Source organism: Devosia sp. WQ 349K1, assembly GCF_016595685.1.
In the GTDB taxonomy this organism is placed as follows: domain Bacteria; phylum Pseudomonadota; class Alphaproteobacteria; order Rhizobiales; family Devosiaceae; genus Devosia.
In genome coordinates this window covers 39,239-58,229 of the sequence record NZ_JAENGO010000006.1, presented here as the reverse complement: position 1 = coordinate 58,229, position 18,991 = coordinate 39,239, and the positions used below count along the sequence as shown (strand labels likewise).

Here is an 18,991-nt window from a genome sequence, read left to right as displayed (position 1 = left end):
CTTTTTCTGATGAGTCGCGATGAGTTGAGAGACGCCATAGGCGCTGTCCTTAACTCGTTATGACTCCGAATTAAAAAGGACCAGAACACATGGCACTTACTGCTCTTGCCCGGAAAATCTTCGGGTCACCGTCCGATCGACAGGTGAAGCGGTATCAGAGCAAGGTAGCGGCGATCAACGCGCTGGAACCGGAACTGGTCAAGCTTACTGACGAGCAATTGCGCGCACGCACCACTGAGTTCAAGCAAAAGCTTGAGCAGGGCGCTTCGCTCGATGATTTGCTTATCCCCGCTTTTGCGACCGTGCGTGAAGCCGGTAAGCGTGCCTTGGGCATGCGCCACTTCGATACGCAGATGATCGGCGGCATGGTCATGAATGACCGCGCTATCGCTGAAATGCGCACCGGTGAAGGCAAGACGCTGGTTGCGACTTTGCCAATGTATCTCAATGCGCTGACCGGCAAGGGCGCGCATCTGGTGACCGTGAACGACTACCTGGTGCGCCGCGACGCGCAGTGGATGGGTCAGCTCTATAATTTCCTCGGACTCAGCTATGGCGTTGTGGTGCCAGGCATTTCGGACACCGAGCGTAAGGCGGCTTATGCGGCCGATATTACCTACGGCACCAATAACGAGCTCGGGTTCGACTACCTTCGCGACAACATGAAATACTCGCGCGCCCAGATGGTGCAGCGCGGGCATGAATTTGCGATCGTCGACGAAGTGGACTCGATTCTGGTCGACGAAGCGCGGACCCCTCTGATCATTTCGGGTCCATCGGAAGATCGTTCTGATCTTTATGTGAAAATCGACAAGCTGATGGCGATCATAGGCGAGGGCGATTTCGAGCATGATGAAAAGCAGCGTTCGGTGACGCTGACCGATCAGGGCACGGAAAAGCTGGAAGAAGCACTGGCGGCCGAAGGCCTGCTCAAGAGCTCGTCCATGTATGACGTTGAGAACGTGGCGCTGGTTCACCACGCCAACTCGGCTCTGCGCGCCCACAAAATGTTCCGTCGCGACAAGGACTACATCGTTCGTAACGATGAAGTCGTGATCATCGACGAGTTCTCGGGCCGCATGATGGCGGGCCGCCGGTACTCGGAAGGCCTGCATCAGGCGCTTGAAGCCAAGGAAGGCGTCAAGATCCAGCCAGAAAACCAGACACTGGCGTCGATCACCTTCCAGAACTATTTCCGTCTCTACAAGAAGCTTGCTGGCATGACCGGTACGGCGGCGACGGAAGCGGAAGAATTTGCGGATATCTACCGTCTCGGCGTGATCACTGTTCCGACCAATCTGCCGGTTCAGCGTATCGACGAAGACGATGCGATTTTCCGTACGGCAGACGAAAAGTTCAATGCCATCGCCGACCTGATCAAGGAATGTCAGGATCGCGGTCAGCCGGTTCTGGTGGGCACGACCTCGATTGAAAAGTCGGAAATGCTCGCCGATCTTCTGCGCAAGAAGAACGTTGGCACGATGAACGTGCTCAATGCTCGTCACCACGAGCAGGAAGCGTTTATCGTTGCGGACGCGGGTCTGCCGGGCGCGATCACCATTGCGACCAATATGGCTGGTCGTGGTACCGACATTCAGCTCGGTGGTAACCTTGAGATGCGCATCCAGCGGGATGCGGAAGGTCTTGAGGGTGCTGCGCGCGATGACAAGATCGAAGAGATCAAGGCCAGGATCGCCGATGACAAGGCCAAGGCACTGGCGGCAGGCGGGCTGATGGTTATCGGCACTGAACGCCATGAGTCGCGTCGTATCGACAATCAGCTGCGTGGTCGTTCGGGCCGTCAGGGTGACCCCGGTCACTCAAAGTTCTTCCTGTCGCTGCAGGACGATCTGATGCGTATTTTCCCGGTCGACAGCATGGATTCCATGCTCGGCAAGCTCGGGCTTGAGCAGGGCGAAAGCATCACGCACCCTTGGGTCACCAAGGCGATTGAACGCGCGCAGGGCAAGGTTGAAGCTCGCAACTTCGATATTCGTAAGAATATTCTGAAGTACGACGATGTTATGAACGATCAGCGTAAGGTGATCTTCGAACAGCGTCTCGAGTTCATGGATGCGGAAGACGTATCTGAAACCATCACAGAAATGCGCCACGAGGTGGTGAGCAATGTGGTGGGCAAGGCCATTCCGCCGCGCTCTTATCCCGATCAGTGGAACATTGAGCAGCTGACCGCTGCGACCAAGACCTATCTCAATGTTGACGCGCCTATCGCTGAATGGGCTGCGGAAGAAGGCATTGAGGCTGAGGTTGTTGAAGAGCGTATCCGCGAAGCGGCAGACGCTGTGATTGCGGCCAAGCACGAGAAATACTCGGCCGATGTGATGAAGCAGGTCGAAAAGTCGATCCTGCTGCAGTCGCTCGATGGTCTGTGGCGCGAACACCTCGTGATGCTTGACCACCTCTCCAAGGTTGTCGGCTGGCGCGGTATTGCGCAGCGCGACCCGCTGACCGAATACAAGCAGGAAGCCTATGAGCTGTTCCAGTCTCTGCTGGCGAACCTGCGTGAATTGGTGACGACGCAGCTCTCCCATGTTGAGTTGCAGGTGCGCTCACCTGAGCAGGAACAGGCTCTCGCGCAGCAGCAAGCACAGGCTGCGCAGCGTCTTGCAGCTGCCGCCGCAGCGTCTGCTGCGCTGGCTCCGCAAGTGGCTCGCGAACCCTTGGCGCCAATTGATCCAGCTCTGCTCGTCGGCGTTTCGCGCAATGCGGATTGCCCATGCGGTTCGGGCAAGAAGTTCAAGCACTGCCACGGTGCCTTCGCTTAAGCGAACAGCATCCAGAATTGAGAAGGCCCGGAGCGATCCGGGCCTTTTTCTATTGGGGATTAGCAGGTGACGCGTATTTCAGCGTAGCCGGTGAGGCCTTCGTCGCCCGAGGAGGTGACCGAAACGGTGCAGGTCGAATTGGGCAGTGGGACCGCGACGCCAGAGGGGACAATTGTTCCGTCCACAAGGGTGATGTAGCCGCTGTCGACAAGGCTGACGTCGATCGTGGCGGCCTGATCGCAAATGGGATAGCTGTCGCCGGTGGTGACGAGGAGGCGCATGCCTGCGGGCAGGCAGTCATCGCTCACGCCTGCTGTGGGCGCTGGGGTGGTCAGGGGAGCGGGCACAGGCGGCGACGCTGGAGTAGGCTCCGGGGCGCTTGTTTGGCGCTCTTCGAGCGCGGTAAGGCGTTCTGTAAGGGCGCTGAGCTGCTGGGAGCCGGAATTTGAATTGCTGCCACGGGCGTAGAGATCAAGGCTGACGCGAAGCTGCGCCAGTTCGGTCGAGAGGCGCATGATCTCGTTTTGATTGGCGAGGTGCAGGGTCGCTGCTGCGCCGGCCACGCCTATCGCCACAACCATGCTGGCTATCGAGAGAACAATCGGAATTTTGGACGGCCGCGCCACAGGAGGCTGATGATCCTCGGAGGCAAAGTCTTCGGCTGGTACGATGGTTTCATCGATCAAAGTGGACGAAATATCGGGCTCAACGCGGATGTCCTCGTCTCGGCGATCCGGCGTATCGGCTTTTTTCTCGTCCACGTCTTTCTCCTAAGGTCCCCTGCCATTGCAGCATAGTGGGGCCGGAATGCGGCACCAGCGCGTGTTATGGGCGCTGGGCTGCAGAGGTGGGCAGTGTAGCAGGCTTGCCGGTGAAGACCGGTGGAATGTTCGGGTTCTGGCCGGGGTTGCCAAGACCAATGGCGCTGCCGATGCCCGAAACAAAGCCGGTGATGGCTTCGCTGCGCTGCTTGAGGGCGGCCTCGGTGGCAGCGGCGCGTTGGGCGGCGGTCATTTGAGCGTCCATCAGCTTTTGCAACGCGGCTTCGTCAGCCGCCACCTTCGACTTTACAGTGTCGCTCAAGCTGGTCGGCGGGCAGGCACCCATGGCGTCGAGTGGACCAGAGCTTTTTGGGTTGAAGATGTAGCGGCCTTCGCAGACGTCCCAAGTGGGTGGAACTTTGTTGATGTCGAAAGCTTCGTATCCGACCTTGATGTTCTTCCAGAACTCAAGATGCGGGCTGGTGGCATGCTTGGCCATATTGGCCGTTGTCATGCGGAACGGATAGATTTGCAGCTGGAAGGTGGGGTTGCCACCCTTAAAGCTTTCGCGGGCCAGCGCATAAATTTCAGCGATGCCCTCGTCGGTCATGGCGTAGCAGCCGACCGATTTACAATCGCCATGGACCATCAGGTTCGAGCCGGTGCGGCCGTGGGCGCGGTCAAACTTGTTCGGGAAACCGGTGTTGAACGCGAGATAATAGTTGGACTTGGGGTGCATCAGGCCAGGGGAGATGGTGTAAAAACCTTCCGGGCTCTGACGATCACCTTCCTTGAATTTCGGGCCGAGATCGCCCGAATAGGAGCAGATCTCATAGGTCTTGAAGAGGCGATATGTGCCGTTGGCAGACTTCTTCCAAACCTCAAGAATTTCTTCTTCCTTGAAGATACGGATGACCATGCCGTCGCTGGGCGACGAGCTGATATTGCGCAGCGCTTGGACCATTTCTCCGGTGAGCGGAATATTGTGGCGATTATCGCCACCTTTGACAAAGCTTGAGCACGCCGCCAGCGCTAAAGTCACAAGCGACAAGACAACGAAAGCGCCAAGACGGTTGAAGAAGGTGGACAATTGTCAGCTCTAGTTAGAAGCGCCGGAGACAGCGCACAAGGTTAGCGCATTATGACTTGTCGCGGTGAACGAAGCCTTATCAAGGCGCGCATTCTACGCGCTTCGCTTTGGGCTCACGAGACTGTGTCCGAGCGCCAGAGGAGGGCACAGGCACAAAAAAACGCCCCGGAAATCCGAGGCGTTTTTAATTCGTGATCGGTGCCAGACCTTAGAGGTTGGTCCCAATGGCGAGGAATTTCTCGCGGCGGTGTTCGCGGGTTTCGAGGCGCGACTTGCCATCGAAATCCTTGAGGAAGGTCGCAATAGCGCGGCGGGTCGATTCCATGATCGCCGGATGGTGGCGATGGGCGCCGCCAGTGGGTTCGGTGATAATGCCGTCGATGACGCCAAAGCCCAGGAGGTCCTGTGCGGTGATCTTCTGTGCGGTTGCCATGTCCTGCGCGCGGGCTGCGTCGCGGAACAGAATCGATGCACCCGCTTCTGGCGAGATGACCGAGTAGATGGCGTTTTCGAGCATCAGCACGCGGTTGGCCGTGGCAATGGCGATAGCGCCACCTGAACCACCTTCACCGATGATGATGGCAAGGTTTGGAACGCCAAGCTCAAGGCCCTTCTCGGTCGAACGGGCAATGGCTTCTGCCTGACCGCGCTCTTCAGCGCCGATGCCAGGATAAGCGCCTGCCGTGTCCACGAAGGACAGAACCGGAACCGAGAAACGGTCGGCCATGTCCATGATGCGAACGGCTTTACGATAGCCTTCCGGATTGGCCATGCCAAAATTGTGCTTGAGGCGTGTCTCGGTGGAGTTGCCCTTTTCCTGGCCAAGGATGGCCACGGGAACACCGTTGAAACGGCCGAAGCCTGCTTGCAAAGCTGCGTCTTCACCGAACTTGCGGTCACCGGCGAGCGGGGTCCATTCGGTAATGAGCGTGCGCACATAGTCAGAAAAATGCGGACGCTGCGGGTGACGCGCGACCTGTGTTTTCTGCCAAGGGGTGAGCTTGCGATAAATCTCCACCAGCGCTTCGTCGGCGCGTTGGGAGAGTCGCGTCACTTCCTCATCAATGGAGACAGCCTGATCGGTCTGCGCCAAGGATTTGAGTTCAGCGATCTTTGCTTCCAGATCGGCGACTGGCTTTTCGAAATCGAGATAAGACTGCATCCCACCGCCCGTAGGGGTCATTGTTTAAACGCAAAAGCGCCTGCGCTGCTGTTGCGCCTTAAAGTGGCCGGAAAGTGGCGGCGACGCAACGCAGAGTCAAGCTTAGCGAGAGAATTGGTTCCAATTTCGTGAGGATGGAGCATCACGAGTTGGCCAAAGGGTGATGCGTTTCGACCAGATCGCGGAGTTTTTCGTCCAGAACATGGGTGTAAATCTGGGTTGTCGAAATATCGGCGTGGCCAAGCAGAGTTTGGACAATGCGCAAATCTGCCCCACCGGCGAGCAGATGGCTGGCAAAGGCGTGGCGCAGAACGTGGGGGGCGACTCGGTTTGCCGAAATGCCGGACCGGGCCGCCAGCGCCTTTAAATCGCGGCCAAAGACCTGACGGGCCAAATAGCCATCCTCACCTTTGGCGGGAAAAAGCCAAGGACCGGGCGGCAGTTGCGTAAGCCAAGAGCGCACAGCATCTCGTGCACGGTCGTTCATAGGAACAACGCGCTCTTTTTTGCCCTTGCCCACGACGGTGATGTAGGCGGCTTCGCGCAGAACTGCAGCACGGCGCAGACTGACCAGCTCAGAAACGCGCAGGCCGGTGGCATAAAGCAGTTCGAGCAGCACATAAAGGCGCTGGGCATTGAGCTGTTTTGCTGGCTCCTGGGAGGCGTTTGCTTCCTCTTCGGCGAGCGAGAGCAGTTTATCCACTTCTTCCACAGAGAGCACTTTGGGCAAGGCCCGCGCCGTGCGCGGAGAGGCGACAATGCGTGTTGGATTATCCCCGCGCAGATTGTCGGCGCAGAGGAATTTGTGAAACTGGCGAATGGCGGATAGGCGGCGCGCGGCGGAGGAGGCCGACAGGCCCGTGGCATGCAGCCAATCGAGATAGGCCGTCACACTGTCGCGCGTGCAGGTAAGTAAGGTCTCGCTGCGGTCGGCAACGAAATCTGCATAGTCATTGAGATCGCGGCGGTAGGCATCAAGCGTATTGGCCGCCGCGCCGCGTTCGGCGCTCATCATTTCAAGAAAAGCGCCGACGAGATGGGTCCCACTCATTGGGCAGCTGGCTGGCTGGTAACGTTGGGCTGCGGCAGCATGGACCCCGCGCCTGTGCCACCGTTTGTGCCTGTGCCGGTTGTCCCGAGAAGGTCACGCGTCGGCACGCGCTGGCTAACCTCTTTCGGGGTTGGCTCGACAAAGCTGATGAGGGCGAACATGCCTGCATAGACCAAGCCGCCAAGGAAAATCAGCGTGATGAGCATCCGGAATAGTGTAGGCATTTTGGTCCTTCGCGCCGCGCGCCCGGCCTGATGAGCGCGCAAAATCTGCTGATGTGTTTCTGTGGTCAATCTGACCGATTTCACGCTGTTTAATCAACTGGTCCAAGGCTTCGCTTGACAGCTTGCGCGCTGATCGGTTGAAAGCGAGAGTGAATGCAGAGGGCCTCAGGTGAAAAACGGCGACGGCGGCGGTGCGAAGCAAGGCCGGGCGAAGGCCCTGGTGAACAGACTTGGGGGCAAGCCGATTGTGCTCGTGGGCATGATGGGCGCGGGCAAAACGACCGTTGGGCGGCGCTTGGCCAATCGCATGGGGCGCCTCTTTGTCGATAGCGACGAAGAGATCGAACGCGCAGCGCAAATGACCATTCCCGAGATTTTCGCTCAAAGGGGCGAAGTCGAGTTTCGCGCTGGCGAGCTGCGCGTTATCTCGCGTCTTCTCAAAGAAAAAGACATTATCCTGGCGACCGGTGGCGGTGCTTTTGTGCAGCCCGAAACACGGGCGGCGATCAAGGATGAAGGCCTTTCGGTCTGGCTCAAGGCCGATGCGGATGTGTTGTTTGAGCGCGTCTCGCGCCGCTCCAATCGTCCGCTCTTGCAGACGCAGGACCCAAGAGGAACGCTTGAGAAGCTCATTGCTGAGCGCTACCCGATTTATGAAGCGGCAGATGTGACGGTGATGAGCCGTGATGTGCCGCAAGAAACTGTTGCGACAGACATAGTGTCGGCGGTTCTCGACTACCTCAGGACAAAGAAATAATGGCTCAAATCGACCACACCGTGCATGTCGCGCTGGGCGAGCGCGCCTATGACATCCTCATCGGGCCGGGCCTTCTGGATGAAGCTGGTGCGATTCTGGCGGAAAAATTTCCGGGGCGTCGCTATGGCATCGTCACCGATGAAAACGTAGCGCGGGCGCAGCTGCCGCGTCTCGTCAAAAGCCTAGAAGACGCGGGCCTGTCGTACAGCACAGTGGTTGTTCCAGCCGGGGAAGCCAGCAAGTGCTATGCGGTGCTCGAAGATGTGGTCGAAGGATTGCTGTCGGCCAAGCTCGAGCGCGGCGACCTCGTCATTGCGCTCGGTGGCGGCGTGATTGGTGATCTGGCAGGCTTTGCGGCCTCGATCACCCGTCGCGGCATGGATTTCATCCAGATGCCAACATCGCTTCTGGCGCAGGTCGATTCGTCGGTGGGCGGCAAGACCGGGATCAACTCCCCGCATGGCAAAAACCTTGTCGGCGCTTTCCATCAGCCAAAGCTGGTGCTGGCCGACCTCTCGACACTCGATACGCTCGATGCGCGCCAGTTCGCGGCTGGTTATGCCGAAGTGGTCAAATACGGCCTCATCGATGACCCTGAATTCTTCGACTGGTTGGACGCCAACCGGGTGGAGATTTTCAATGGCGGCGTCGCCCGTGGCGAAGCCATTGCGCGGTGCTGTGCGCATAAGGCGCGGGTCGTCATCGAAGACGAAAAAGAAATCGGCGTGCGCGCTTTGCTCAATCTTGGGCACACCTTTGGCCATGCGCTGGAAAAAGACACGGGCTATTCTGACCGGCTGCTGCATGGTGAAGGCGTTGCCATCGGCATGGTCTTGGCTCATGGGTTTTCGACCAAGCTCGGCTTGGCGCCGGGGCAGGACAAAACCCGGGTAGAGGCGCACTTGAAGGCCGTCGGCTTGCCCACCACATTGGCAGATATCCCCGGAACTCTCGGTTCGACCGAGACGTTGATGGCCGCCATCGCGCAGGACAAAAAAGTGAGCCGGGGTGCTCTGACATTCATTCTGACCCGCGGGATCGGACGCTCTTTCATCGAAAAGAATGTCGACCCCACGGCGGTCAGAGATTATCTCAACGAGATGCGCGCTTAGGCGTCACTCGGATTTCAGCACTTGGATGTTGAGCGCATGGATTTGCGTCTTCAACTCATCGTTAAGTGCTCCCATAACAGCGCGGTGTTGCGCAATGCGTGTCATCCCGTCAAAATTGCGGGTCGCGATTCTGACACGAAAATGAGTTTCACCGCCTTCGCGCCAGCCGGCGTGGCCCGCGTGGTGGTGGGATTCATCGATGACCTCAAGATGGGTGGGGTCGAATTGTTCTGTGAGCTTGGCTCGAATGGTGTCCACCATGGACATTGGGTCGGCTCCGCTTTGGTTTGAAGACGTAACTAGAGCATCGGGTTGAAAGAGGGAAACCGCTTTTCAACCGCTCCGATGCAACAAATGAGTGCAATGAAACCGCAATCTAAGCTCTTCGATAGTATCCGCATTAGTAAGCGTCAGGATGACAAGCCTGCCGCGATCGAGATCACGTGTGATTGGGAAGGCTGCCAAGAGGCCGGCGAATACAAGGCTCCTAAGGGCCCGCGCTCGGAAGGTCAGTACCATACCTTCTGTCTCGAACACGTCCGTCACTACAACAAGGCGTTCAACTATTTTGCTGGCATGAGCCCGGAAGAGCTCGACGAAGCGCTGCATACGCCGCCTAAGGCGGAAAGCCGTTCGACCTTTGCTACCGGCAATCCGGGAGCTGCACGCGCTGCGAGCACACAGGTTCCGGGCCGCCCAGGCGACAAATATGGCGATCCGTTTGGTGTCTTCGCTCGCTACCGCTATCAGCAGAGCAAGAAGCCAGCCTCGGAACGCGTTAAACCGCTGAGCGAGCTTGATCGTCGTGCGCTGGAAACCATGGGCTTTGCTGCCCGTGCAAGTTCAGACGAGATTAAGACCGCCTATAAGAACCTTGTAAAGCTGCACCACCCGGACGTTAACGGCGGCGACTCTTCGTCTGAAGAACGTCTTCGTGCGGTTATTGCAGCCTATTCTCAACTCAAGAAATCAGGTCTGGTGGTGCGCTAAGTCTAGGGGGAAATAGGGGTGATCGAACACCTACCCGCCCAGAGACGAAGCTGCTATAGACGCTGTGCCTAATTTGCCAGTTCAGATAATCGACGAGCCCAGACCATGACTGAATTTGCCAACCTGCCCGACACTGAATACAGCGCGCGGGAACTCTTCGGTATCGACACCGATATGAAGGTCATGGGCTATAAAGAGCGCACCGATCATGTGCCGCCGCTCGATCCCGATTATCTGTTCGACCGCAACACCACGCTGGCGATCCTGGCAGGCTTTGCCTACAACCGCCGCGTGATGGTGCAGGGCTATCACGGCACGGGTAAGTCGACCCACGTTGAGCAGGTTGCTGCGCGTCTGAATTGGCCGCTGGTGCGCGTTAACCTCGACAGCCACGTGTCGCGTATCGATCTCGTCGGTAAGGACGCGATTGTGCTCAAGGACGGCAAGCAGATCACCGAATTCCGCGACGGTATTTTGCCGTGGGCGGTACAGAACAATGTCGCTTTAGTGTTCGACGAATATGACGCTGGCCGTCCGGACGTGATGTTCGTGATCCAGCGCGTTCTGGAACAGTCGGGTCGCCTGACCCTACTCGACCAGAACCGCGTTATCGTTCCGCACCCGGCGTTCCGCCTGTTCTCGACCACCAATACCATTGGTCTGGGCGATACATCGGGCCTTTATCACGGCACCCAGCAGATCAACCAGGGTCAGATGGACCGTTGGTCGATCGTCACCACGCTGAACTATCTGCCACACGACAAGGAAGTCGGCATCGTTCTGGCTAAGAACAAGGTCTATGCCGAAACCGAGAAGGGCAAGAAGACCGTGTCGAACATGGTTCGCTTGGCCGATCTCACCCGTTCCGGCTTCATCAATGGCGATATCTCGACCGTGATGAGCCCGCGTGGCGTCATCACCTGGGCTGAGAACGCGCAGATCTTTGGTGGCGATGTTGGCTTTGCCTTCCGTCTCACCTTCCTCAACAAGTGCGATGAGCTTGAACGCCCGGTTGTGGCTGAGTTTTATCAGCGCGTCTTCGGCGAAGATCTGCCGGAAAGCTCTGCCAATCTGGCAGTGTCGGCCTAATTTTTGAAACGCCGCTCTTGGGGTTCTCCTCAAGAGCGGTGTTCTAAAAAGGTCATGGAACGAGGTTCTTGCCCACTGGCAGGAATGACGCCGGAATAGAACGGTGCGTCGGCGTCCGCACACCGGATGAAACCATGGCAACTCCTCCTCGCAGCAAAGCCAATAAGCCAGACCACACGCAGGTGTTCAAAAGCGCCATGGGCGCGACTGTGCGCGCCATTGCTGGCACTGCTGAGCTGGAAGTCACCTTCACCGCTGACCGCCCCCTTCTGACTTCGGATAAGGCGCGGATTGCCAATCTGCCGCGACTGCCGAGCAAGCGCGACATTGCTATTGCCCGTGGGCAGGGCGACGCCATGGCGATGCGTCTGGCCAGCCACAACCCCGAAACGCACCGCAAGCGCGTCCCCATGGACCCGCAGGCCCGCGCCGCTTTTGATGCGCTTGAACAAGCTCGCGTTGAATCTCTGGGCTGTATCCGCATGGAGGGGATGGGTCACAACATCCACGAAATGTTGGAAGACCGCCTGTTCCGTGCCAATTTTGCAGAAGTGTCCGAGCAAAGCGATGCGCCGCTCGCGGAGGCCCTTGGCCTGATGCTGCGTGAAAAGCTTGCCGGCGTGCCTGTGCCGCCGTCAGGCCATGCGCTGGTTGATCTCTGGCGCGGCGAGATCGAAGCTAAGGCCGGCACCTCTATTGAGGCGCTGCTGAACACCTACGAAGACCAAGACGCATTCTCGAAGGCTGCGCGCTCCGTGCTGCGCGATCTCAACCTGCTGGCTGAGGGCGAGCTGGACGATCCTTCGGAAAACGACGAGGACAATGCCGACGAGAACCAGCCCGAGCAGGCGCAGGGTTCTGACCAATCGCCAGAAGACGGCGAAGGGGAAAACGAAGAGCAGAATTCCGATCAGGATCAGCAAAGCGGAGAAAGCGAAGAGACCGGCGACGTTGAAGGCATGGAAGCCGATATGGCTGACGTGGACGAAGACGCCGAAGCGGAGTCGGGCGAAGACGCGCCGATGCCGCCGCCCGCTAAGGACGCTGACACCAAGCTCTCCAACACCTTCAATTATAAGGTGTTTACGACCAAGTATGACGAGATCGTCAAGGCGGCGGAACTGTGCCCACCTGATGAACTTGATCAGCTACGGGCGCTGCTCGACAAGCAGCTGGAAAACCTTGCTGGCGCCGTTGCGCGCCTCGCCAATAAGCTGCAGCGCCGCCTCATGGCCAAGCAAAACCGCTCGTGGCAGTTTGACCTTGAAGAGGGCCTGCTGGATAGCGCCCGCCTGACCCGAGTTGTTACCGACCCGATGCAAGCGCTGAGCTTTAAGGTCGAGAACGACACCGACTTCCGCGATACAGTCGTCACTCTGCTCATCGACAATTCTGGCTCGATGCGCGGTCGCCCGATCACCATTGCGGCGATCTGTGGTGATATCTTAGCGCGGACGCTGGAGCGTTGCGGCGTCAAGGTTGAGATCCTTGGTTTCACCACCCGCGCCTGGAAGGGCGGCAAGAGCCGTGAGGCCTGGCTTGAGGCTAATCGTCCGCAGAACCCGGGTCGCGTCAACGACATCCGCCACATTATCTACAAGGCGGCCGATGAGCCGTGGCGTCACGCACGCCGCAACCTTGGCTTGATGATGCGCGAAGGCCTGCTCAAGGAAAATATCGACGGGGAAGCGCTGGAATGGGCCCGCAAGCGCCTGATGGCGCGCCCTGAACAGCGTCGAATTCTGATGGTGATCTCGGACGGTGCGCCGGTCGATGACTCCACCCAGTCGGTGAATGCTGGCAATTACCTTGAAGCGCATTTGCGCCAAGTTATTGAAGATATTGAAACACGCTCGCCAATTCAGCTGGTAGCGGTGGGGATCGGTCACGATGTGACCCGTTACTATCGCCGTGCGGTCACCCTGCTCGACGCTGAAGAGCTGGCAGGCGCGCTGACCGACGAATTGGCCTCGCTGTTTGATGAAGAGCTCCCCGCCCAAGCGCGGAGACGGACACGCCGATGATCCGAAGCCTAGGCGCTGCTGCTGTTATCCTTGCTTTGACCATGCCGGTCAGCGCAGTGGATGTGACGGTTTCGGCAGCGCCGGTGTTGCGGTTCAAAGGGGTAGACGTTGACCAGAAGGTTGATGGGCTGATCTTTCGCGGTGGGGTGACGCTGCAAAGCCAAGACGACACTTTTGGCGGCTTATCGGGCCTGACGCTGACGGGCGCGAACCAGCGCGTTGCCTTCGTCTCAGACCGGGGCAATTTCGTTTCTGGTCAGTTGGCTTACGACCAAAGCAATCGTCTTTTTGGCTTTATTGGCGTGAGCATAGAGCCCATGCGCAACTCCAAAGGCGAGGTGCTGCCGCGCCAGTTTGCGCGCGATGCCGAAGGCGTCGACACGGTCTGGCGCGATGGTGTTCCATCGGCCGTTCGGGTGGGCTTTGAGAACCTGACGCGGGTCGCCGATTTTGCCATCACCGATGGCCGTCCGGGCGGCGCTGCGCGGGAAGTGGCCGTTCCTGAGTGGGTCAGCCAGGCACGAACCAATCGCTCGCTGGAGGCCATCTGTGTGGCTCCTCCAGCCTCCCCGATTGGGGGCTCGACCCTGTTGCTGATGGAAGATGTTCTCGATAGCGACGGTAATCACCGCGGCACCATTTTGGGCAATCGCGACAAGGGTGATGTGAGCTATATCAACTCGCCAGTCGTGAACCCAACCGATTGCAAATTCCTGCCCAATGGCGATTTGTTGGTGCTCGAACGGGGTGTGCAATTGATCAGCTTTGTCATGCGCTTAACGCGTGTGAAAGCGGAGGATGTGAAGGCGGGAAATCTGATGGGGGGCGAGGTGTTGCTCTCGGCGCAGGGCGGCGAGATCGACAATATGGAGAGCTTGCTCGTCCATCAGGCCCCGAATGGGGAAACCCGAATTGTCATCGGCTCGGACAATAATTTCAACGATTGGCAGCGCACGCTGCTGTTGGAATTTGCTCTGCCGGAGTGATCCCCGGCAGAAGCATTTTTACAAGAGTTTAGCGCGCGTTAGGCAGCGGCCGGCATGCGGCGCAGGACGAGATCGCGGATCGCCTTGTAGGGGGCGAGGAGCAGCACAACCATCAGCAGTTTCACAAGGAAGTCGCCCAAGGCCAGCGACTGCCAGAGCTCGACCTCGGAACCGACTCCAAGGAGAGGAGCCGGGAAAGCGAGCGAGGAATCTTCCATGCCGAAGAAGGCATCAATCCCGGCAAAGGCGGGGGCCATGGCAAGGGAGAAGAAGATGATCGTGTCGAGCGCCGAGCTGAAAAGCGATGAGAAAACAGGTGCTTTCCACCAAGCGCTATTGCGTAGGCGGTGGAAGATCGAGACGTCGAGCAGTTGAGCGACGAGGAAGGCCGAGCCCGAGGCAATAGCAATACGCGGGGTCGCGAGCCAGATGGAGAGAACAACCGCAACACAGAAGCCAGCAACCACGACGAGCCGAGTTTTTTCGGGGCCAAAGGCGCGGTTGGACAGATCGGTAACGAGGAAGGCAATTGGGTAGGTGAAGGCACCCCATGTGAGGAGGTCACCCAAGTTTACACTGCCAATAGAGGCGTTTACCGGAAACTGGACGAGAATATTCGAGGCGGCCACACAGGCCACCATGGCGGCAATAGCCACCAAAAAGCGAGACAGCATCAGACTATCCTTATGTGATCCACTGATCGGCAATCGGCCGAGGCGGAATAAAAAACCGCGCGGAACTGGTTGAGCCCCACGCGGTCAAAACTTGTCAGAACAGAAACCGCTTAGCCAGCGAGAGTGGCGCGGATTTCCTTCTTGATGCCCAGAGCGAGTGGGGAGAGGTCAGCGTCAGCCTGCTTGAGCAGGAAGGCATCGAGACCACCGCGGTGCTCTACGGTACGGAGAGCTGCAGCAGAAATGCGCAGCTTAACCGGGCGGCTCAGCGCGTCGGAAAGCAGGGTCACGTTGACCAGGTTCGGGAGGAAACGACGACGGGTGCGGTTGAGAGCGTGCGAAACGCTGTTGCCAACCATAACGCCCTTACCGGTGAGTTCGCAGCGACGTGCCATATTCAATATCCTGTTTGTGTAAAGGTCCTTCGTGGCAGGCTTGCCTGCAACGGGCCTCGTTTGTGAAGAGATATAGCGCGGTCTTTAGACAAAGAGTCTGGCTGCGTCAAGGCGAGGCCGGGGTAAAGCGTCGTGAGCGCCTTGCTTAGGACTCATCGGAACGGCAGGTTGGGTGATATCCCTGATTCGTCCCGTCCGGCAGCATTACCGGCGGGTTAGTGTGGCCGAGAAACCCATGATCCGTCCTGCCCTTGCCCTGCTGGCTGCCCTTATCCCAATGACGGCATTGCCAATTTCTGCAGCGCCCGTCGAGGCTAAAGCCAGCTATGTGATCACCGTTGGTGGGATCAATGTGGCCCTGCTCGACGTCAACCTCAAGGACGATGGCGCGCGCTATGACCTTGACCTGGCGGCAAATGTGACAGGGCTTGGCTCCGTTGTCGCCAGCGGTACGGCGACAGCGCAGTCGCGTGGCCCGTCCAATGGGCAGCGTCTGCTCAGCGACAATTTCCAGCTTGAAACCCGCGCCAATGGCGAGCGGTTTAATGTCAATGTGGACTATGCCAATCGCAATGTGACCGCCTTCACAGTCGAGCCACCTGTGCTCGATAGCTATGATCGCGTTGCTGTAGAGCGCCGCCATCTTACTGGTGTGCAAGACTTTCTGTCGTCGTTCGTGCTCAAGGGCACGGCGCTCGATCAATCCTTGTGCAATCAGACGCTCCCCATTTTCACCGGGGTTGAGCGCTTCAACATCAAGACCGGCTATCTCAAGCAGGATGAAGCGACCTCGCCGCGCACTGGCTATCAGGGGCCGCTGGTGGCCTGCTCGCTGGAATATCAGCCGGTGTCCGGCCATTTCACCAGCTCGGAAATGACAAGCTATTTGGCTGACAGCTCGCGCATTATCATCTGGTATGCGCCGCTGGCGGACAGCGGTTACTTTATTCCCTACCGCGTGATCGTCGGCACCAGCATGGGCGATCTGTCGATGGTTCTCACCCAGATGCAGTCCTGATTAGACGCAAAACTCACGGCATTGTGATCATCGAAATTATCGGGGCTTAGGCCCCGATTTTTTTATGGGCGCGGCTTGGCCCATCTTGGGCATGACGCTGGCACTTTTGGGCGCCAGCGTGGGCATGGGCGTGGCCTTTTCGGGCGCGGGGTCGTGACGCGAGGGCGAAAAACTGTGCACCGTCAAAGGTGGCTGCGTTTTTTTGGAGGGGCGAGAAGCGCGCGCGGGCGTGGCTGTTGAGATGATGCGTGACGTTTCCGGTGCGAGGATTAGTGGCGGGTGCGGGGAGGGGACACTTGAGCGAGGGGGCGGGGCGAAAGACTTTGGTTGTGTTGACGAAAAATTGCACCGCTCTGGTTCCAATGCGCCGTTACGGCGAGGCGTATCCGGCGCTGCCCAAAGTAATGGCGCTCAAGGATTTTGAGGGCGTTGGGCACTGGTCCTAGTTCAGAAAGTGCTGAGCTTCTTAACTTCGATTTAGCGGGTGATTGGTTGTATATTGAGACCTGCCCCGAGAGCATGACCCCAACTGGCCGACTTAAGGCCTTGGTCGGAACCGAACGAACATGTCAGACCAGCATCGCCACACCAGTCAAGGGCTTCAACTGTCGGCCGACCACGGCAGGTATGAGCGATTGGAAGCGATGATCAACCAGTTTCCAGACTTCATTTATATGAAAGATCTAGAGGGGCGCTTGATCTTTGCCAATGAGGCGATCGTTCGCTCGAATGGTCTGGACAGCATCGACCAAATCCTTGGTAAAACAGATTTCGATCTGCATCCCTACGCTGATGCAAAGAAAATTGCCGATGTTGAGAGCCGGGTGATCGCGACGGGAGTACCTGATCTCGGGATCGAGGAGATTTCTCTTGGCGGCAATGGCGACCGTTGGCTGATGATGTCGCGAGCCCCTTTGCGGGATAAGAACGGTCACACGGTCGGCGTCATTGGCATGTCGCGCGACATCACTTCTCGCAAAATGGCCGAGCAATTGGTGCAGGCGCAGGCGCGCCTCCTTGAACTCGTGGCGACAGGTGTTGAACTCGACAGAGTTCTCGACGAACTGATTTTGATGATCGAGACCCAGACCGTGAATGTCTCGGGCTCGGTGATGATCCGGTCGGAGGACGGGCAGAGCCTATTGCTGGCGTCAGGTCCGTCCATGCCGGAGATCTACAAGCAACGCATCCAAAGCGTGCCAATTGGCCCCGAGGTGGGCAGCTGTGGCACAGCGGCATGGTTCAATGAACAAGTTGTCGTCTCCGATATTGCCAGTGATTATCGGTGGAGCAACTTCCTCCATCTCATCGAAGGCGTGAGTTACCAAGCCTGCTGGTCCACCCCAATCCGCTCCTCCCACGGGGAGGTTTTGGGGACCTTTGCCTTGTACTCGCCAGAACGCGGCCCCCCTGACGCCAAACTTAACGAATTGATCGGGATCGCGGCCCATCTTGCAGGTATAGCCATCGAACGTCGACAAACGGAAGAACGCGTTCGCTTTTTGGCCACGCATGACGGATTGACCGGGCTATTGAACCGCGGCTCCATGGAGCTGGCCTTTGAGGTGACCCTCGCATCGGCAAAAGACGTCGGTGGTCAGCTCGCTTTGGCCTTCCTAGACCTCGACAATTTTAAGCACGTCAATGACACGCTTGGTCATGCCACGGGTGATGAGCTGCTCAAGGTTATCGCGATGCGGCTTGAGCGCGAAGTGGGGGAAGACGGCATCGTCGCTCGCGTTGGCGGCGACGAGTTTGTTATCCTGATGAGCAAGCTGAAAGAGAATGTGATCGGCCGGCTGGAAGCCTTGCGGGCAGCGGTCGCGGAGCCGATCCCCGTTCATGACATGATGCTCGAAATGACGTCCAGCGTGGGTGTCGCCATGCATCCCGAACACGGGTCTGACGCCACCACACTGTTGGCCCATGCTGATGCCGCGATGTATCACGCCAAGGAATCCGGTCGCGACGGCTTGATGGTGTTCTCCCAAGACATCCTGGATAGTAGTAAGCAAAAGCTCGCCAAAACCGAGGAACTGCGGCGTGCTTTGCGCGAAAACGAATTCGTTTTGCACTATCAGCCCCAGTTCAACCAGCGCACCGGACAGATCAATTGTGTCGAGGCTTTGGTGCGCTGGAACCACCCTGTGCACGGCTTGATCGCACCAGCGCATTTTATACCGCTTGCCGAAGACAATGGTTTGATCGTCGCGCTGGGGCGATGGGTGCTCGGCGAGGCGTGTCGCCAGTGTAAACAATGGGTCGATACGCTCGGGCCTGATTTTAAGGTCTGCGTGAATGTCTCTCCACGACAGTTCAAAGAGCGCACTGTCCTGAGTGACGTGCAAGACGCGCTCGCAGAGGCTGGTTTGAGCCCGCACAATCTCGAACTCGAGATTACTGAAAGCCTGATGATGCCAGATTTGCCGCTGGCGCTTGAATTGATGCGGCAACTTGGGGCCATGGGTGTCACCTTAGCCATTGACGACTTCGGGACGGGCTACTCCGGCTTGACCGCGCTGAAACGCTTTCCTGTCTCCAAGCTTAAGATTGACCGGTCATTTATTGCTGACATCCCGCACGATAGCGATGGTGAGGCTTTAACTTCGGCGATCATCGCCATCGCCCATAAATTGGGCCTGCAGATCGTGGCAGAGGGCGTAGAGACAGAAGCGCAGATGAAGTTTTTGTTGGAGACAGGCTGCGAGACCATTCAGGGCTATTTCGTCTCCAAGCCGCTTCCCGCGAGCGAAGCATTTGCGTTCATCACACATACGGCTGCAGCGTGAGACGTCGTCGACTGTAACTGCACGGCGTAATGTCACGGCACAGCACAGCGGCGACGGATTGGGGCGCACATGTCTGCTCGAGG

At 58.1% G+C, this 18,991-nt stretch carries 15 protein-coding genes and 2 pseudogenes; 9 read left to right on the top strand and 8 right to left on the bottom strand.

The window, feature by feature from the left end:
• The first annotated feature begins 89 nt into the window (after positions 1 to 89).
• The gene (secA, locus tag JHL21_RS12635; protein ID WP_200213835.1) at positions 90 to 2,786 is read left to right on the top strand and encodes a preprotein translocase subunit SecA; all 2,697 of its coding nucleotides are present in this window, start codon (positions 90 to 92) and stop codon (positions 2,784 to 2,786) included.
• A 59-nt stretch (positions 2,787 to 2,845) separates the two neighbouring features.
• On the opposite strand, the gene JHL21_RS12630 is transcribed toward secA, so the two are convergent.
• From JHL21_RS12630 to JHL21_RS12610, 5 genes and pseudogenes are all read right to left on the bottom strand, one after another.
• Complete coding sequence (locus tag JHL21_RS12630; RefSeq protein WP_200213832.1) at positions 2,846 to 3,547, bottom strand: hypothetical protein; 702 nt, start codon at positions 3,545 to 3,547, stop codon at positions 2,846 to 2,848.
• Between the two features lie 325 nt (positions 3,548 to 3,872).
• Positions 3,873 to 4,466, bottom strand: a pseudogene (locus JHL21_RS17780) (L,D-transpeptidase family protein); the annotation flags it as partial.
• 379 nt (positions 4,467 to 4,845) lie between these two features.
• Positions 4,846 to 5,799: an acetyl-CoA carboxylase carboxyltransferase subunit alpha gene (locus JHL21_RS12620; RefSeq protein ID WP_169195505.1), complete on the bottom strand. Its 954-nt coding sequence runs from the start codon at positions 5,797 to 5,799 to the stop codon at positions 4,846 to 4,848.
• Between the two features lie 142 nt (positions 5,800 to 5,941).
• Positions 5,942 to 6,850 (bottom strand): site-specific tyrosine recombinase XerD, encoded by a 909-nt coding sequence (locus tag JHL21_RS12615; protein ID WP_169195504.1) that lies wholly within the window; start codon positions 6,848 to 6,850, stop codon positions 5,942 to 5,944.
• A gap of 101 nt (positions 6,851 to 6,951) precedes the next feature.
• Positions 6,952 to 7,074, bottom strand: a pseudogene (locus JHL21_RS12610) (histidine kinase); the annotation flags it as partial.
• 169 nt (positions 7,075 to 7,243) lie between these two features.
• Here JHL21_RS12610 and JHL21_RS12605 point away from each other — a divergent pair.
• Together JHL21_RS12605 and aroB are read left to right on the top strand one after the other, a co-directional pair.
• Positions 7,244 to 7,831 carry a shikimate kinase gene (locus tag JHL21_RS12605; RefSeq protein WP_169195503.1) on the top strand — a complete coding sequence of 196 codons (588 nt, stop codon included), beginning with the start codon at positions 7,244 to 7,246 and terminating at the stop codon, positions 7,829 to 7,831.
• The gene (gene aroB / locus JHL21_RS12600; protein WP_200213831.1) at positions 7,831 to 8,943 is read left to right on the top strand and encodes a 3-dehydroquinate synthase; all 1,113 of its coding nucleotides are present in this window, start codon (positions 7,831 to 7,833) and stop codon (positions 8,941 to 8,943) included. Before JHL21_RS12605 ends, aroB begins: the two co-directional genes overlap by 1 nt.
• A 3-nt stretch (positions 8,944 to 8,946) precedes the next feature.
• On the opposite strand, the gene JHL21_RS12595 is transcribed toward aroB, so the two are convergent.
• On the bottom strand, positions 8,947 to 9,210 hold the full coding sequence (locus tag JHL21_RS12595) for a BolA family transcriptional regulator (protein WP_169195501.1): 264 nt from the start codon (positions 9,208 to 9,210) through the stop codon (positions 8,947 to 8,949).
• A gap of 87 nt (positions 9,211 to 9,297) precedes the next feature.
• On the opposite strand from JHL21_RS12595, the gene JHL21_RS12590 reads away from it, so the two are divergent.
• From JHL21_RS12590 to JHL21_RS12575, 4 genes are all read left to right on the top strand, one after another.
• Positions 9,298 to 9,933, top strand: coding sequence for a J domain-containing protein (locus tag JHL21_RS12590; RefSeq protein WP_210338901.1), 636 nt, complete (start codon positions 9,298 to 9,300; stop codon positions 9,931 to 9,933).
• Positions 9,934 to 10,038: 105 nt separating this feature from the next.
• Positions 10,039 to 11,022, top strand: coding sequence for a cobaltochelatase subunit CobS (gene cobS / locus JHL21_RS12585; protein ID WP_169195499.1), 984 nt, complete (start codon positions 10,039 to 10,041; stop codon positions 11,020 to 11,022).
• Positions 11,023 to 11,156: 134 nt separating this feature from the next.
• Positions 11,157 to 13,046, top strand: coding sequence for a cobaltochelatase subunit CobT (cobT, locus tag JHL21_RS12580; protein WP_169195498.1), 1,890 nt, complete (start codon positions 11,157 to 11,159; stop codon positions 13,044 to 13,046).
• Positions 13,043 to 14,032 carry an esterase-like activity of phytase family protein gene (locus JHL21_RS12575; protein WP_200213829.1) on the top strand — a complete coding sequence of 330 codons (990 nt, stop codon included), beginning with the start codon at positions 13,043 to 13,045 and terminating at the stop codon, positions 14,030 to 14,032. Before cobT ends, JHL21_RS12575 begins: the two co-directional genes overlap by 4 nt.
• 38 nt (positions 14,033 to 14,070) lie before the next feature.
• On the opposite strand, the gene JHL21_RS12570 is transcribed toward JHL21_RS12575, so the two are convergent.
• Together JHL21_RS12570 and rpmB are read right to left on the bottom strand one after the other, a co-directional pair.
• Positions 14,071 to 14,706 carry a queuosine precursor transporter gene (locus tag JHL21_RS12570; RefSeq protein WP_200213828.1) on the bottom strand — a complete coding sequence of 212 codons (636 nt, stop codon included), beginning with the start codon at positions 14,704 to 14,706 and terminating at the stop codon, positions 14,071 to 14,073.
• Between the two features lie 110 nt (positions 14,707 to 14,816).
• The gene (gene rpmB / locus JHL21_RS12565) at positions 14,817 to 15,101 is read right to left on the bottom strand and encodes a 50S ribosomal protein L28 (protein ID WP_169195495.1); all 285 of its coding nucleotides are present in this window, start codon (positions 15,099 to 15,101) and stop codon (positions 14,817 to 14,819) included.
• A 235-nt stretch (positions 15,102 to 15,336) separates the two neighbouring features.
• On the opposite strand from rpmB, the gene JHL21_RS12560 reads away from it, so the two are divergent.
• Both JHL21_RS12560 and JHL21_RS12555 read left to right on the top strand, forming a co-directional pair.
• Positions 15,337 to 16,119, top strand: coding sequence for a DUF3108 domain-containing protein (locus tag JHL21_RS12560; RefSeq protein ID WP_200213826.1), 783 nt, complete (start codon positions 15,337 to 15,339; stop codon positions 16,117 to 16,119).
• A 566-nt stretch (positions 16,120 to 16,685) separates the two neighbouring features.
• Positions 16,686 to 18,908, top strand: a complete 2,223-nt coding sequence (locus tag JHL21_RS12555) for an EAL domain-containing protein (RefSeq protein ID WP_200213825.1) — start codon at positions 16,686 to 16,688, stop codon at positions 18,906 to 18,908.
• Positions 18,909 to 18,991: the final 83 nt, after the last annotated feature.